Source organism: Streptomyces sp. AcH 505 (assembly GCF_000818175.1).
Taxonomy (GTDB): domain Bacteria; phylum Actinomycetota; class Actinomycetes; order Streptomycetales; family Streptomycetaceae; genus Streptomyces.
Genome location: NZ_JTIY01000001.1, coordinates 4,132,687 through 4,144,525, shown reverse-complemented (window position 1 = coordinate 4,144,525; position 11,839 = coordinate 4,132,687). Strand labels below are relative to the sequence as shown.

14 protein-coding genes are annotated in these 11,839 nt (G+C 70.2%); 6 read left to right on the top strand and 8 right to left on the bottom strand.

The window, feature by feature from the left end:
• Window positions 1–313 (bottom strand): GNAT family N-acetyltransferase (locus tag HY68_RS18965; protein WP_041990458.1); only part of this gene is annotated, 313 nt, incomplete at its 3' end.
• 60 nt (window positions 314–373) lie between these two features.
• Complete coding sequence (locus HY68_RS18960) at window positions 374–1,360, bottom strand: hypothetical protein (protein ID WP_041996563.1); 987 nt, start codon at window positions 1,358–1,360, stop codon at window positions 374–376.
• Window positions 1,361–1,525: 165 nt separating this feature from the next.
• On the opposite strand from HY68_RS18960, the gene HY68_RS18955 reads away from it, so the two are divergent.
• Window positions 1,526–1,897: a VOC family protein gene (locus tag HY68_RS18955; protein ID WP_041990456.1), complete on the top strand. Its 372-nt coding sequence runs from the start codon at window positions 1,526–1,528 to the stop codon at window positions 1,895–1,897.
• Window positions 1,898–1,912: 15 nt separating this feature from the next.
• Here HY68_RS18955 and HY68_RS18950 read toward each other — a convergent pair whose 3' ends face one another.
• Window positions 1,913–2,758 carry an NmrA family NAD(P)-binding protein gene (locus tag HY68_RS18950; protein WP_041990454.1) on the bottom strand — a complete coding sequence of 282 codons (846 nt, stop codon included), beginning with the start codon at window positions 2,756–2,758 and terminating at the stop codon, window positions 1,913–1,915.
• Window positions 2,755–3,180 carry a nuclear transport factor 2 family protein gene (locus tag HY68_RS18945; RefSeq protein WP_041990452.1) on the bottom strand — a complete coding sequence of 142 codons (426 nt, stop codon included), beginning with the start codon at window positions 3,178–3,180 and terminating at the stop codon, window positions 2,755–2,757. Before HY68_RS18945 ends, HY68_RS18950 begins: the two co-directional genes overlap by 4 nt.
• 91 nt (window positions 3,181–3,271) lie before the next feature.
• Between HY68_RS18945 and HY68_RS18940 the strand changes: the two genes are divergently transcribed.
• Entirely contained in the window at window positions 3,272–3,847 is a 576-nt protein-coding gene (locus tag HY68_RS18940; protein WP_041990450.1) for a TetR/AcrR family transcriptional regulator, read from the top strand.
• A 79-nt stretch (window positions 3,848–3,926) separates the two neighbouring features.
• On the opposite strand, the gene HY68_RS18935 is transcribed toward HY68_RS18940, so the two are convergent.
• Window positions 3,927–5,288, bottom strand: coding sequence for a glutamine synthetase family protein (locus HY68_RS18935; protein WP_041990448.1), 1,362 nt, complete (start codon window positions 5,286–5,288; stop codon window positions 3,927–3,929).
• A 270-nt stretch (window positions 5,289–5,558) separates the two neighbouring features.
• Window positions 5,559–6,146 (bottom strand): MarR family transcriptional regulator, encoded by a 588-nt coding sequence (locus HY68_RS18930; protein WP_078863677.1) that lies wholly within the window; start codon window positions 6,144–6,146, stop codon window positions 5,559–5,561.
• Between the two features lie 80 nt (window positions 6,147–6,226).
• Between HY68_RS18930 and HY68_RS18925 the strand changes: the two genes are divergently transcribed.
• The 4 genes from HY68_RS18925 to HY68_RS18910 all read left to right on the top strand — a co-directional run bounded on the left by HY68_RS18925 (window position 6,227) and on the right by HY68_RS18910 (window position 9,874).
• Window positions 6,227–6,637, top strand: coding sequence for a hypothetical protein (locus HY68_RS18925; RefSeq protein ID WP_041990446.1), 411 nt, complete (start codon window positions 6,227–6,229; stop codon window positions 6,635–6,637).
• 83 nt (window positions 6,638–6,720) lie between these two features.
• On the top strand, window positions 6,721–7,371 hold the full coding sequence (locus HY68_RS18920) for a DUF3105 domain-containing protein (RefSeq protein WP_041990444.1): 651 nt from the start codon (window positions 6,721–6,723) through the stop codon (window positions 7,369–7,371).
• Window positions 7,368–8,024 (top strand): DUF305 domain-containing protein, encoded by a 657-nt coding sequence (locus tag HY68_RS18915; RefSeq protein ID WP_063779660.1) that lies wholly within the window; start codon window positions 7,368–7,370, stop codon window positions 8,022–8,024. Before HY68_RS18920 ends, HY68_RS18915 begins: the two co-directional genes overlap by 4 nt.
• Before the next feature lie 89 nt (window positions 8,025–8,113).
• On the top strand, window positions 8,114–9,874 hold the full coding sequence (locus tag HY68_RS18910) for an NAD+ synthase (RefSeq protein WP_198533299.1): 1,761 nt from the start codon (window positions 8,114–8,116) through the stop codon (window positions 9,872–9,874).
• A 63-nt stretch (window positions 9,875–9,937) separates the two neighbouring features.
• On the opposite strand, the gene HY68_RS18905 is transcribed toward HY68_RS18910, so the two are convergent.
• On the bottom strand, window positions 9,938–10,963 hold the full coding sequence (locus HY68_RS18905; protein ID WP_041990443.1) for an endonuclease/exonuclease/phosphatase family protein: 1,026 nt from the start codon (window positions 10,961–10,963) through the stop codon (window positions 9,938–9,940).
• Window positions 10,964–11,192: 229 nt separating this feature from the next.
• Window positions 11,193–11,816 (bottom strand): TetR/AcrR family transcriptional regulator, encoded by a 624-nt coding sequence (locus HY68_RS18900; RefSeq protein ID WP_041990442.1) that lies wholly within the window; start codon window positions 11,814–11,816, stop codon window positions 11,193–11,195.
• Window positions 11,817–11,839 lie beyond the last annotated feature (23 nt).

The window sequence follows — 11,839 nt, the reverse complement described above, 5'->3', positions numbered from 1 at the left end:
TGCGGAAGCCCCGGGCCGGCAGGAACTCCTCCCCCGCCGAGCCCGGGTCCGGCTGCGCGATGACGGTACGCCGCCCGTCCGCACGGGCGGCGGCGACGGCGGCGTCCAGCAGCGCGGAACCGACCCCGGCCCGGCGCTCGGCCGGGTGCACCCGCAGATCGAGTTCGGCGAGATGTTCCTGACCGGCCCGGGTGAATACCCGCAGGAACGCCGTACCGACCGGACTCCCGTCCACACCGACGGCGAGCCATACGAGCCGGTGACTCGTGGCACTGCGGTCGGGATCGACCAGCGGGACGACACGTATCGGCAAGGCGTCTCCGTCAGGAACGGGGGATCGCGGCGCGGGCCGCGGCGGCGCTCCCCAGTATCACTACTGGAAGTGGCCGGGTCCCACGACTTTCCACTGCTTGGTGTCCGGGGTCTTGACGGCGGAGTACGGAACGTTGAAGTCCAGTACCTGCTTGGTGGTGCGCTTGATCGCCCACAGTGTGGGCTTCTTGGCGGACCGGTCCCAGGCGATGGCCTGGCCCTCGACGTCCGGCAGGGTGACGGTCGCGTCCCAGGTCAGGTCCGAACTCTCGGCAGGGATGCTCATCACGTACGCCTCGCCGAGGTCGTGCCCGGTGAGCCAGAGCCGGCCGTCGGGGCCCCAGGAGCCGCCGGAGTTGCTCATGGGCCGCACCCGGTCGAGGATCGCCTGCGGGAGCGTCCAGGACTGCTCGACGGCGAACTTGTCGTTCATCTTCACGATCTGGGTGTTGTCCGTCTTCCCGTACGGCTCGGTCTGCCCGGACCCGACGATGTCGTAGTTGGCGAACCCGGCCCACCAGGCGCCGTCGTGGCGGTCGAGCCAGGTCAGCGAGCCGCGGTAGATGCCGAAGCTGAAGGTGTCGAGGTGCCGCATGGTGCGGGTGTCGAAGACCTCGACCGAGCTTTTCTCCGGGTACGTGCTGTAGTTGGACGTCGCGGCGTAGAGCTTGTCCCCGACCACGGCGGCGCTGTCCATGTGCGTGATGGGGCCGTCCGCGTCGCCGACGAACTGGAGCAGCGGCTTGCCGGTGGCCCTGTCGTGCTTGGTGATGGTGCTGTTGTTGACCGCGTAGAAGTACTTCTTGTCGACGGCGACGCCCTGGTTGGCGTCGAAGGTGTCGTACGACCTGGCGAGCGTCGCGGTGAGGGTGGGCGGCGCGGGTACGGCGGCGGGTGCCTTGACGGGCGCCTGCACGCTGTCCGCGGCCTGCGCCCTGTCCGCGGCCTGCGCAGGACCGGCGGCCTGAGCGGGCAGCCCGAACCCCAGCAGCGCGCCGGCGGCGATCGAGACGACGGCTCCGGTGACGATTTTCGTTCTGACGAGCATGGTGTCCTCCACGAAGGGTGTGGGCCCGGCGGCGTGACCGGACCAGTTCCTTACGCGAATGACGCGAACTGCCCCGGCCCGCCGCCGAGAACACTCCCGCCCCGTCCACTCCCCCGTGCAAACTCGACCCGACCGCACCATGAACCGATCACGTAGGGACGGCGCATGCCGCTATCGCTCCACCACATCGTCATCGACGCCCACGACCTGCCCGCCCTGGCCCGCTTCTGGTCCCAGGTGCTGGACTGGCGGATCCTCTCCGAACGCCCCCGCGAGGTGGTGATCGGCCCGTCCGAAACGGCCCCGGTCGGCATCTGCTTCATGCCGGTCCCCGACCGGAAGACCACCAAGAACCGCCTCCACCTGGACCTGACCCCGTCCGCCGAGGACCGCGAGGCAGAAATCGCCCGCGTCCTCGCCCTGGGCGCGACCCGGGTGGACATGGGCCAGTCGGGGACGGAGTCCTGGACGGTCCTGGCGGACCCGGAAGGCAACGAGTTCTGCGTGATCCGCGCCAAGACGACCCTGATCGCCTGACGAAGTCGCGGACCGTCAACTACTCGACCGCAGCTCCCTTTCAGCGAGAGCGCGGAAGGTGCCTGCGGGGCGGCCGGTGAGGCGCTGGACGTTGTCGGTGACACGGTCCTCGGACCCCTCGGCGATGGCCCGGTCCATGCCGGCCAGCAGCGCGGCGAACTCCGCCGGAATCTGCGCAGCGAGACGGTCGCGCAGTTGCTCGTACGACAACTGGCGGTGAGACACCGGCCGTCCGGTGACCTCGGTGATGATGGCGGCGATCTCGTCGTAGCTCAGCGCCTCGGGCCCGGTGAGGACGAGATCGGTGTTGGGGGCCTGTTCGCCGGTCAGGGCGCTGACGGCGACGGCCGCGATGTCCTCGGCGTCGACGAAGCCGACGCGTCCGCTCCCGGTCGCGGACCGGATGACGCCCTCCTCGCGGATGCTCTCGGCGTGTGCGTGCGCGCCGGTGAAGTTCTGCATGAACCAGGAGGGCCGCAGCACCGCCCACTCGTCGAACAGGCCGGGCAGCGCCTGGTGCACCGCGCCCACCGCCGGTCCGCCCTCGGGGATGGCCGAGGAACTGAGAAGCACGGCGCGGCGCACGCCGGCGGTACGGGCCCGGCGGAGGAACGGCAGCATGACGGTCGCGGGGTCGGAGTCGCCCAGCGGCGGAATGAGGTAGACGCGGTCGACCCCTTCGAGGGCGGCGGCATGCGTGCCGGGCTCGTACCAGTCGAAGGCCACCGGCTCCGCGCCGGCGACGGGGGCGGCGCGACGGCTGGCGGCTTTGACCCGGTGACCCGCGGCTGTGAGCTGCGCCGCGGTACGGCTCCCGGTGGTGCCGGTCGCGCCGATGACCAGAGTGGCGGCGCCGGTCATCGACCGCTCCTCGTGAAGTCGGTGCCGGGTTCGAGGACGGCGAGCGGGTTCCAGTAGTCGCGGTACGAGGTGAAGCGGCCGTCCCGGACGGTCACGACGGCGATGTACGTCATGTCGAAGGCGCTGTCGGTCTCCACCCGGCGTCCGACGCCGCGCATCTCGACCACGATGACCTCCGGCTCTGCGGTCTCGTGGATCCGCAGGGCGGGAAAGTCGTGCAGATCGATGTGGTCCGGGTAGTGCCGCATGTAGTCGGCGACGGCTTCCTTGCCGTCGAGCCGCGCGGGCCAGCCTTCGGGGGCGAAGGGGAATTCCATGACGCCGTCCTCGGCCCAGAGGCCGACCCAGCCGGACATGTCCTTGTCCAGCAGCAGTCGCAGACTGTGGCGGTAGAGATCCGCCGGGGAAGTCGGTGCGGACATGAGTATCCTCCGTCTCATACAATCCGGACCTCGGGTCCGGATTGATTCAACGATACGGACCCTGGGTCCGTTTCGCAAACGAAGGAGCACCATGACCGAGCGCAAGCCCCGCAAGGACGCCGCCCGTAACCGGGAGGCCGTCCTGGCGGCAGCCGACGCGCTCTTCGCCCGCGGCGAGAGCCCCGAAGAGATCACCATGGCCGACATCGCGGCGGCGGCCGGCGTCGGCAAGGGCACGCTCTTCCGCGCGTTCGGCGACCGCCCGGGCCTGCTCCGCGCGCTGTACGAGACGCGACTCGAACCACTCGGAGAGGCGATCGAGACCGGCCCCCCACCCCTGGGCCCCGCCACCCCACCCCGCGACCGCCTGCCGGCCCTGCTCGACGCCGTCCTCTGCTTCAAACTCGACAACCGCCGCCTGGCCCTGGCCTTGGAGGAGAGCGGGAGCAACAGCCCTTACCAGGCTGAGCATTACGAGCGCTGGCACCACCTGATCCGCGACGTACTGGACCAGATCCCCGGCCTGCCCGACCCCGACTTCACGGCCCACGCCCTACTCGCCGCGACCCGCGCCGACCTGGTCGAACACCTGGCGGAGAAGGAGCGGGTACCGCGCGACCGCATGCGCACACAGTTGGCGACCTTCACCGCCAGGGTCCTGGGCTGATTCCCTCACCCCTGAGGGCAGACACGACAACGGGCCGACGGTTCGCACCCGTCGGCCCGGCGTCGCGTTCGGTCTGCGGCTACAGCACCGGGAGGCTCTTGCGGAGTTCGAAGGCCGTGACCTCGCTCCGGTACTCCTCCCACTCCTGCTTCTTGTTGCGGAGGAAGAAGTCGAAGACGTGCTCGCCCAGCGTTTCCGCCACCAGTTCGCTGCGTTCCATCAGGGCGATGGCCTCGCCGAGGTTCTGCGGGAGAGGTTCGATGCCCATCGCGCGGCGTTCGGCGTCGGAGAGGGCCCAGACGTCGTCGTCGGCGCCTGCCGGGAGTTCGTAGCCCTCCTCGATGCCCTTGAGGCCCGCTGCGACCAGGACCGCGTAGGTGAGGTAGGGGTTGGCGCCCGAGTCGATGGAGCGGACCTCCACGCGGGCCGAGCCCGTCTTGCCCGGCTTGTACATCGGGACGCGGATCAGGGCCGAGCGGTTGTTGTGGCCCCAGCAGATGTACGAGGGGGCCTCGCCGCCCGAGCCGGCCGTGCGGCTGGAGCCGCCCCAGATGCGCTTGTACGAGTTGACCCACTGGTTGGTGACGGCGGAGATCTCGGCGGCGTGCTTCAGCAGGCCGGCGATGAAGGAGCGGCCCACCTTCGACAGCTGGTACTCGGCGCCCGACTCGTAGAACGCGTTGCGGTCGCCCTCGAAGAGGGAGAGGTGGGTGTGCATGCCCGAGCCCGGGTACTCCGAGAACGGCTTCGGCATGAACGTGGCCTGGACGCCCTGCTCCAGCGCGACCTGCTTCATGACCAGCCGGAACGTCATGACGTTGTCGGCGGTGGACAGCGCGTCCGCGTAGCGGAGGTCGATCTCCTGCTGGCCCGGGGCGCCCTCGTGGTGGCTGAACTCCACGGAGATGCCCATGGATTCGAGCATCGTGATCGCCTGGCGGCGGAAGTCCATGCCCACGTTCTGCGGAGTGTGGTCGAAGTAGCCCGAGCTGTCGGCGGGGGTCGGGCGGGTGCCGTCGACCGGCTTGTCCTTCAGCAGGAAGAACTCGATCTCGGGGTGGGTGTAGAAGGTGAAACCCAGGTCGGAGGTCTTGGCCAGCATCCGCTTCAGCACGTAGCGCGGATCGGCGAAGGACGGCGAGCCGTCGGGCATCAGGATGTCGCAGAACATCCGGGCCGTGCCGGGCGCCTCGGCGCGCCAGGGCAGGATCTGGAAGGTCGCCGGGTCCGGCTTGGCGATCATGTCGGACTCGTAGACGCGGGCGAAGCCCTCGATCGCCGAGCCGTCGAAGCCCATGCCCTCGTCGAAGGCCTGCTCCAGCTCGGCGGGCGCGACGGCGACCGACTTCAGGAAACCGAGAACATCGGTGAACCACAGACGCACGAAGCGGATGTCGCGCTCCTCCAGCGTCCGGAGCACGAATTCCTGCTGCTTATCCATGTTTGCTGTCCTACCCATCTTTGCTGGTCAGGCCATCCGCTCCGATGCCGAGGGCACGTGGGGGGCTCCTGGGGGCACGCATCGGCACACGAGCATCCCACCGCACGATTTCCAGCACGTTGCGAGGTTCTGTACGGGGCCTCGCGACGGGGTGGAAGTACGTCCCCGCTGCCCATAGTGCCTGCCCAGACGGCGTGCGGCTAACAGTGGACCGCAATCGGCGCCGCAAGGGGGAGCAAAACGGGAGGTAAGAGGAGGGAAAGAAAGGGGTCAGGAGGCGTGTCGTGGGTGGGTGTCCGACCAGCCGGGGGGATAGGCCTCCGCCGTGTCACCGGGAATCGCCGGCTCCCCGCCCGCCTCGGTGAACGCGGCGAGCGCCGTGACCAGTGCCGACCGCTGGCCGGGGCTGAGCCGCTGGACGATCGCCGCGACCTCGCGGTGGCGCGCGGCCTTCACCTCGGCGACCAGCCGGCGCCCCTCTGGGGTCAGCCGCAGCATCGTCTCGCGCCGGTTGGCGGGGTTGCTCTGCCGGTCGGCGAGGCCCGCGGCGATCAGCCGGTCCAGCATCCGCATCGCCGTGGACGGATTCACCCCGAGCCGCTCGGCCAGCTGCACCAGCTTGGCGTCGCCGTGCGCCGCGAGCACCATCAGCAGCCGGAACTGCGGCAGGGTGACGCCCTCGGTGACGGCGGCGAGGGAACGGGCGGACACGGCGATCAGCAGCCGGGAGGCCGCCAGGACCGCGGCGGTCACGTCGTCGACGCCCGGTTCGGCTTCCGGGGCGTCGGACGCGTTCGGCACGGCCTCCCCCGTACCGTCCGATTCGTCCGGTGAGGGCGGCTCTGCGGGCTCGGTCATGGCTCTTTGTACCGCGTCGGACCCCACTCCCGTACCGCACTGTGCCCTACCGAGGGTCGTACGCACTACGATCTGCGCCCATGGGGGGACCGCGGCACCGGCAGCGAATACGGGTCACGCGTCCCACGGCGCTGCTGGGTGCCGTGGCGACGCTGTTCGCCGCACTCCTCATCTGTACCGGCGCCGACCACCCCCGTACGACAGAGGCGACGAACGCGACCGGCGCGTCCGGCATGACCCTGGTCACCGGCGCCGGGGCCGAACATCCCGCCGAGGCCGCCTACGTCTGCCCGTACGACCCCACAGGCTGCAGCCTGTTCCCGCATCTGAGCCCGGCCGTACTCACCGTGCCGCCGCCGGCCGCGCCGCTCGGCGCCGACGTACAGCCCGTACGTCTCGAACTGCCCCACCCCGACGGCCGGTCGCTCCGGTCCGGCGGGGCGCGGGCCCGGGCGCCCGACCTCCATGTCCTTCAAGTGCTGCGCACCTGACGGAGCCGGTTTCCCCAGGCCACGGAGTCCCGCCCGGGATTCCTCCTCCGTCCCCACAGCCACCCCCATAAGGACACGACATCATGGCTTCCAAGTCCCAGTCCGCCGAGCGCAAGGCCCGAATAGAGGAGATGCGCCGCGCCGAGCACGCGCGCGAGCGGCGCAACCGCATCCTCACGATCTCCATCAGCGCCGTGGTGGTGCTGGCGCTCGTCGGGTTCGGTGCCTTCGTACTCAACAAGAAGTCCGACGAGAAGGACGAGCAGCAGGCAGCGGCCAAGGCCCCCATCAAGGGCGAGAAGTCCTGGGACGCCAAGAAGCTGACCCGCAACCACGTCGAGAAGGCCGTCAGCTACCCGATGAAGCCGCCGGTGGGTGGCGACCACAACCCGGTGTGGATCAACTGCGACGGCGACGTCTACAAGAAGCCCATCCCCGACGTCAACGCCGTCCACGCGCTGGAGCACGGCGCCGTGTGGGTCACGTACACGGACAAGGCGTCGGCCGACGACGTGAAGGCGCTCGACGACAAGGTCTCGAAGACCCCGTACTCGCTGATGAGCCCGTACCAGGGCCAGGCCGGCGCGATCATGCTGAGCGCCTGGGGCAAGCAGGTCACCGTGGACAGCGCGAGCGACCCGCGGGTCAACGCCTTCTTCACGAAGTACGTGCAGGGCGCGCAGACGCCGGAGCCGGGCGCTGCCTGCACGGGCGGGCTGGACGGCCCCAAGTGACCCGCACCAACTGGGCGGCGATCACCGCTGTCGTCCTGGCGCTGCTGTTCGCCGGTACGGCGAGTGTGATCGCCGCGGGGAACGACGACGGGCCGAGCGGCCCCGCCACCCCGACGACGCAGTCGGCGGACGCGGGCTTCGCCCGTGACATGGCCGTCCACCACCAGCAGGCCGTCGAGATGTCCTTCATCGTGCGGGACGACACGGACGACGAGGACGTGCGCCGGCTGGCGTACGACATCGCCAACACGCAGGCCAACCAGCGCGGGATGCTGATGGGCTGGCTCGACCTGTGGGGGCTGCCGAAGACGGCGGCCGACCAGGCGCCGATGTCCTGGATGCCGATGGACATGCAGATGGGTCCCGGGCACGCGATGCACCAGGCCCACGACGGTTCGCTGATGCCGGGCATGGCCACCAACACCGAGCTGGACCAGCTGCGCACAGCGCGCGGCAAGCAGGCCGAGGTGCTGTACCTCCAGCTGATGACCGACCATCACAAGGGCGGGATCACCATGGCCGAGGCGTGCGCGAAGCTGTGCGCGCCGGGCACGGAGCGGGAACTGGCACAGGGGATGGCGCTGTCGCAGCAGTCCGAGATCAAGCTGATGGCGGACATGCTCAAGGAGCGGGGCGCGAAGCCCCGCCCGTAAGCGAGCAGCGAGCGACCGCCGGGCGCGGCAGGGGCACACATCCCGGCCGCGCCCGGCATCGCGTCAGAGAGACGATTACACTGGGCCGCGTGCCTCAACTACGTCTCGCTCTGAATCAGATCGACTCGACCGTCGGCGACCTCGCCGCGAACTCCGAGGCGATCGTCCACTGGACCCGGCACGCCGCCGAGCAGGGCGCGCATGTCGTCGCGTTCCCCGAGATGGTGCTGACCGGCTACCCCGTCGAGGATCTGGCCCTGCGGTCGTCCTTCGTCGAGGCGTCCCGTACGGCGCTGCGCGCGCTCGCCGTGCGCCTCGCCGACGAGGGCTTCGGCGAGCTGCCGGTGATCGTCGGCTATCTGGACCGCTCCGAGCACGCCCAGGCGCGCTACGGACAGCCCGCGGGGTCCCCGCAGAACGCGGCGGCCGTGCTGCACGACGGTTCCGTCGTGCTGACGTTCGCCAAGCACCACCTGCCGAACTACGGCGTGTTCGACGAGTTCCGCTACTTCGTCCCCGGCGACACGATGCCCGTCGTACGGGTCCACGGCATCGACATCGCGCTGGCGATCTGCGAGGACCTGTGGCAGGACGGCGGCCGGGTGCCGGCCGCCAGGTCGGCGGGGGCCGGGCTGCTGGTGTCGATCAACGCGTCACCGTACGAGCGCGAGAAGGACGACACCCGGCTGGAGCTGGTGCGCAGGCGCGCCAGGGAGGCCGGCTGCACCACCGCGTATCTCGCGATGATCGGCGGCCAGGACGAGCTGGTCTTCGACGGTGACTCGATCGTCGTGGACGAGCACGGCGAAGTCGTGGCGCGCGCACCGCAGTTCGCCGAGGGCAGCGTCATCCTGGATCTCGACCTGCCGGCCGCTGCGGCCGAACCGCCGACCGGCGTCGTGGACGACGGGCTGCGCATCGACCGTGTCGTCCTGTCGGAGAAGCCGCTCCCGGCCTACGAGCCGGAGCTGGCGGGCGGTTACGCCGACCGGCTGGACGACGACGAGGAGATCTACTCCGCCCTGGTCGTGGGGCTGCGCGCGTACGCGGCGAAGAACGGCTTCAGTTCCGTGCTCATCGGCCTGTCGGGCGGGATCGACTCCGCGCTGGTCGCGGCCATCGCCTGCGACGCGCTCGGCGCGCCGAACGTGTACGGGATCTCGATGCCGTCCAAGTACTCGTCGGAGCACTCGAAGGACGACGCGGCCGATCTCGCCGGCCGGACCGGGCTCAACTTCCGGACCTTCGCGATCGAGCCGATGTTCGACGCGTACATGGGCTCGCTCGGTCTGACCGGGCTCGCCGAGGAGAACCTCCAGGCGCGGCTGCGCGGCACGCTGCTGATGGCGCTGTCCAACCAGGAGGGCCAGATCGTGCTCGCCCCTGGCAACAAGTCCGAGCTGGCGGTGGGCTATTCGACGCTGTACGGGGACGCGGTCGGCGCGTACGGCCCGATCAAGGACGTCTACAAGACGGCGGTGTTCCGGCTCGCCCGGTGGCGTAACCGCGCGGCCGAGGAGCGCGGCCAGACGCCGCCGATCCCGGAGAACTCCATCTCCAAGCCGCCGAGCGCCGAACTGCGCCCGGGACAGGTCGACACGGACTCGCTGCCGGACTACGACGTACTGGACCGGATCCTGGAGCTGTACGTCGACCGCGACCAGGGCAAGGACGCGATCGTCGCCGCCGGTTTCGACGAGGCCATGGTCACGAAGACACTGCGGATGGTGGATGTAGCCGAGTACAAGCGGCGGCAGTACCCGCCGGGCACGAAGATCTCGGCGAAGGGCTTCGGCAAGGACCGCAGGCTGCCGATCACCAACCGGTGGCGGGAGAAGACCGGCGGCTGAACCCGGCAGCCGTCAGCCGGGCCGGTTTCCGTCCACCGGCTCGATCGCCGGCCGCCGGCCCGATCAGAGTTCGACGCGCGCCGCGATCGGCAGGTGGTCGCTGCCCGTCCTCGGGAGCGTCCAGGACGACGTCGGCTCGATGCCGCGCACCATGATCTGGTCGATGCGCGCCATCGGGAAGGCGGCGGGCCAGCTGAACCCGTAGCCGTCCCCCGCCGCGCCCTGGGTGGAGCGCATCTGCGAGGTGACCGAGTTCAGCGAGCGGTCGTTCATCGTGCCGTTGAGGTCGCCGAGCAGGATGACCCGGTCCAGCGGTTCGTCCGCGATGGCCTCGCCGAGCGCGTCGGCGCTGTTGTCGCGCTGGTTGGCGGTGAATCCGGCGTGCAGCTTGACTCGTACGGACGGCAGGTGCGCCACGTAGACGGCCACCTTGCCCTCGGGCGTGGTCACGGTCGAGCGCAGGGCCCGGGTCCAGCCCATCTTCGTGTCGACGGGCTCGGTGCCGGTCATCGGGTACTTGCTCCACAGCCCGACCGTGCCCTGCACGGAGTGGTACTTGTACGTCGCCGCCAGCCCCTCGGCGTACGTCGGGACGTCGTCCGCCGTCAGTTCCTCCAGCGCGACGACGTCGGCGCCCGACTTGACCAGGTCGCGCGCGGTGCCGGCCGGGTCGGGGTTCTCCGCGTTGACGTTGTGCGTGGCGACGGTCAGGTCACCGCCGCCGCCCGACTTCTCCAGCAGCAGCCCGCCGAAGAGGTTGATCCAGACGACGGCCGGGAGCAGCAGGGCGATCAGCGCGGTCACCGAGCGGCGCACCAGGGCGAGCACCAGGATCACCGGCACGAGCAGGCCGAGCCAGGGCAGGAACGTCTCGGTGAGGCTGCCCAGGTTGCCGATCTTGTTGGGGATCTTCGAGTGCAGGATCATCAGCAGCGCGGCCAGCACGGCGATGACGGCGAGCACGATGCCGCGCCGCCAGATGTTCCTGTCGCCCCGCCAGCGGTCGAACAGCGTCAGCACTCGCCGGACCCCGGTGCGCTCGTGGTGCGAGCCGGCCGTCACCGACTCCGCCGTGTACTCCTGCGTCATGTCCGCCGCCCTCGCTGCCTTGCCGTGGTGCACGCCCGCCCATGACCCTAGGGGATTCGAGAGGCGGTTTCGTTGCCGTCCCGCGACGGCTGTACGGACACGAGGACGTAACGGACGGGCCACGGGGTTCCGGTCGTGGACGAATGGGCGGCGGCTGTGACAGAACGCGCATGTGCCGCGCATGGTCCCGGCACGACGCGGTCCGGCCGACCGGGCGGCGCCCCGTGCGTCAGTCGTCGTCGCCCGTGGGGCGCAGCCCCTCCAGCACCGTACGGACGATCTGCTCGGCCAGGCCGTCGGGGAGGTCGCCGTACGGGCGGTGCACGGAGCGCATCAGCATGGGGCCCGTCAGCAGGTCGTTCATGAGCTGCGGATCGATGTCGTCGCGCAGCTCGCCGGCCGCGACCGCGCGCAGGATCACCTCGAAGGTGGCCTGGCGGCGCGGCGCGATGACCGTGTCGTGGTACTCGTCCCACAGCTTGGGGTGGCTCTTCATCTCGACGAAGACGTTGTGCAGCATCGCGGACGAGCGCTGGGCGAGGCCGCGTACCCGCATCGCCTCCAGGATGACCACCAGGTCGTCCAGGGCCGAGGTGCCGGGCAGGGCCGGCTCGGGCGGCTCGACCTCGCGCAGGACGTCGACGAACAGCTCTTCCTTGCCGCGCCAGCGCCGGTAGATGGTGGCCTTGCCGACGCCGGCCGTACGGGCGATGCGCTCGATGGAGAGGGCGCCGAGCGGGACGCCGTCCTCCAGCAGGGTCACGACGGCGTCCAGGATCGACCGCTCGACCGCTTCACTGCGTGGCCTGCCGCGCCGCTGCTCCGGTGCGTGACCCTGATCGCGCGCCTGCACGTACTCCGCCTCTCGCCGTCCCT

Excerpts from the sequence above, each read along its gene's own strand:
- HY68_RS18960 (WP_041996563.1), bottom strand. The coding sequence starts at position 1,360 with ATGCTCGTCAGAACGAAAATCGTCACCGGAGCCGTCGTCTCGATCGCC.
- HY68_RS18955 (WP_041990456.1), top strand. The coding sequence starts at position 1,526 with ATGCCGCTATCGCTCCACCACATCGTCATCGACGCCCACGACCTGCCC.
- HY68_RS18950 (WP_041990454.1), bottom strand. The coding sequence starts at position 2,758 with ATGACCGGCGCCGCCACTCTGGTCATCGGCGCGACCGGCACCACCGGG.
- HY68_RS18945 (WP_041990452.1), bottom strand. The coding sequence starts at position 3,180 with ATGTCCGCACCGACTTCCCCGGCGGATCTCTACCGCCACAGTCTGCGA.
- HY68_RS18940 (WP_041990450.1), top strand. The coding sequence starts at position 3,272 with ATGACCGAGCGCAAGCCCCGCAAGGACGCCGCCCGTAACCGGGAGGCC.
- HY68_RS18935 (WP_041990448.1), bottom strand. The coding sequence starts at position 5,288 with ATGGATAAGCAGCAGGAATTCGTGCTCCGGACGCTGGAGGAGCGCGAC.
- HY68_RS18930 (WP_078863677.1), bottom strand. The coding sequence starts at position 6,146 with ATGACCGAGCCCGCAGAGCCGCCCTCACCGGACGAATCGGACGGTACG.
- HY68_RS18925 (WP_041990446.1), top strand. The coding sequence starts at position 6,227 with ATGGGGGGACCGCGGCACCGGCAGCGAATACGGGTCACGCGTCCCACG.
- HY68_RS18920 (WP_041990444.1), top strand. The coding sequence starts at position 6,721 with ATGGCTTCCAAGTCCCAGTCCGCCGAGCGCAAGGCCCGAATAGAGGAG.
- HY68_RS18905 (WP_041990443.1), bottom strand. The coding sequence starts at position 10,963 with ATGACGCAGGAGTACACGGCGGAGTCGGTGACGGCCGGCTCGCACCAC.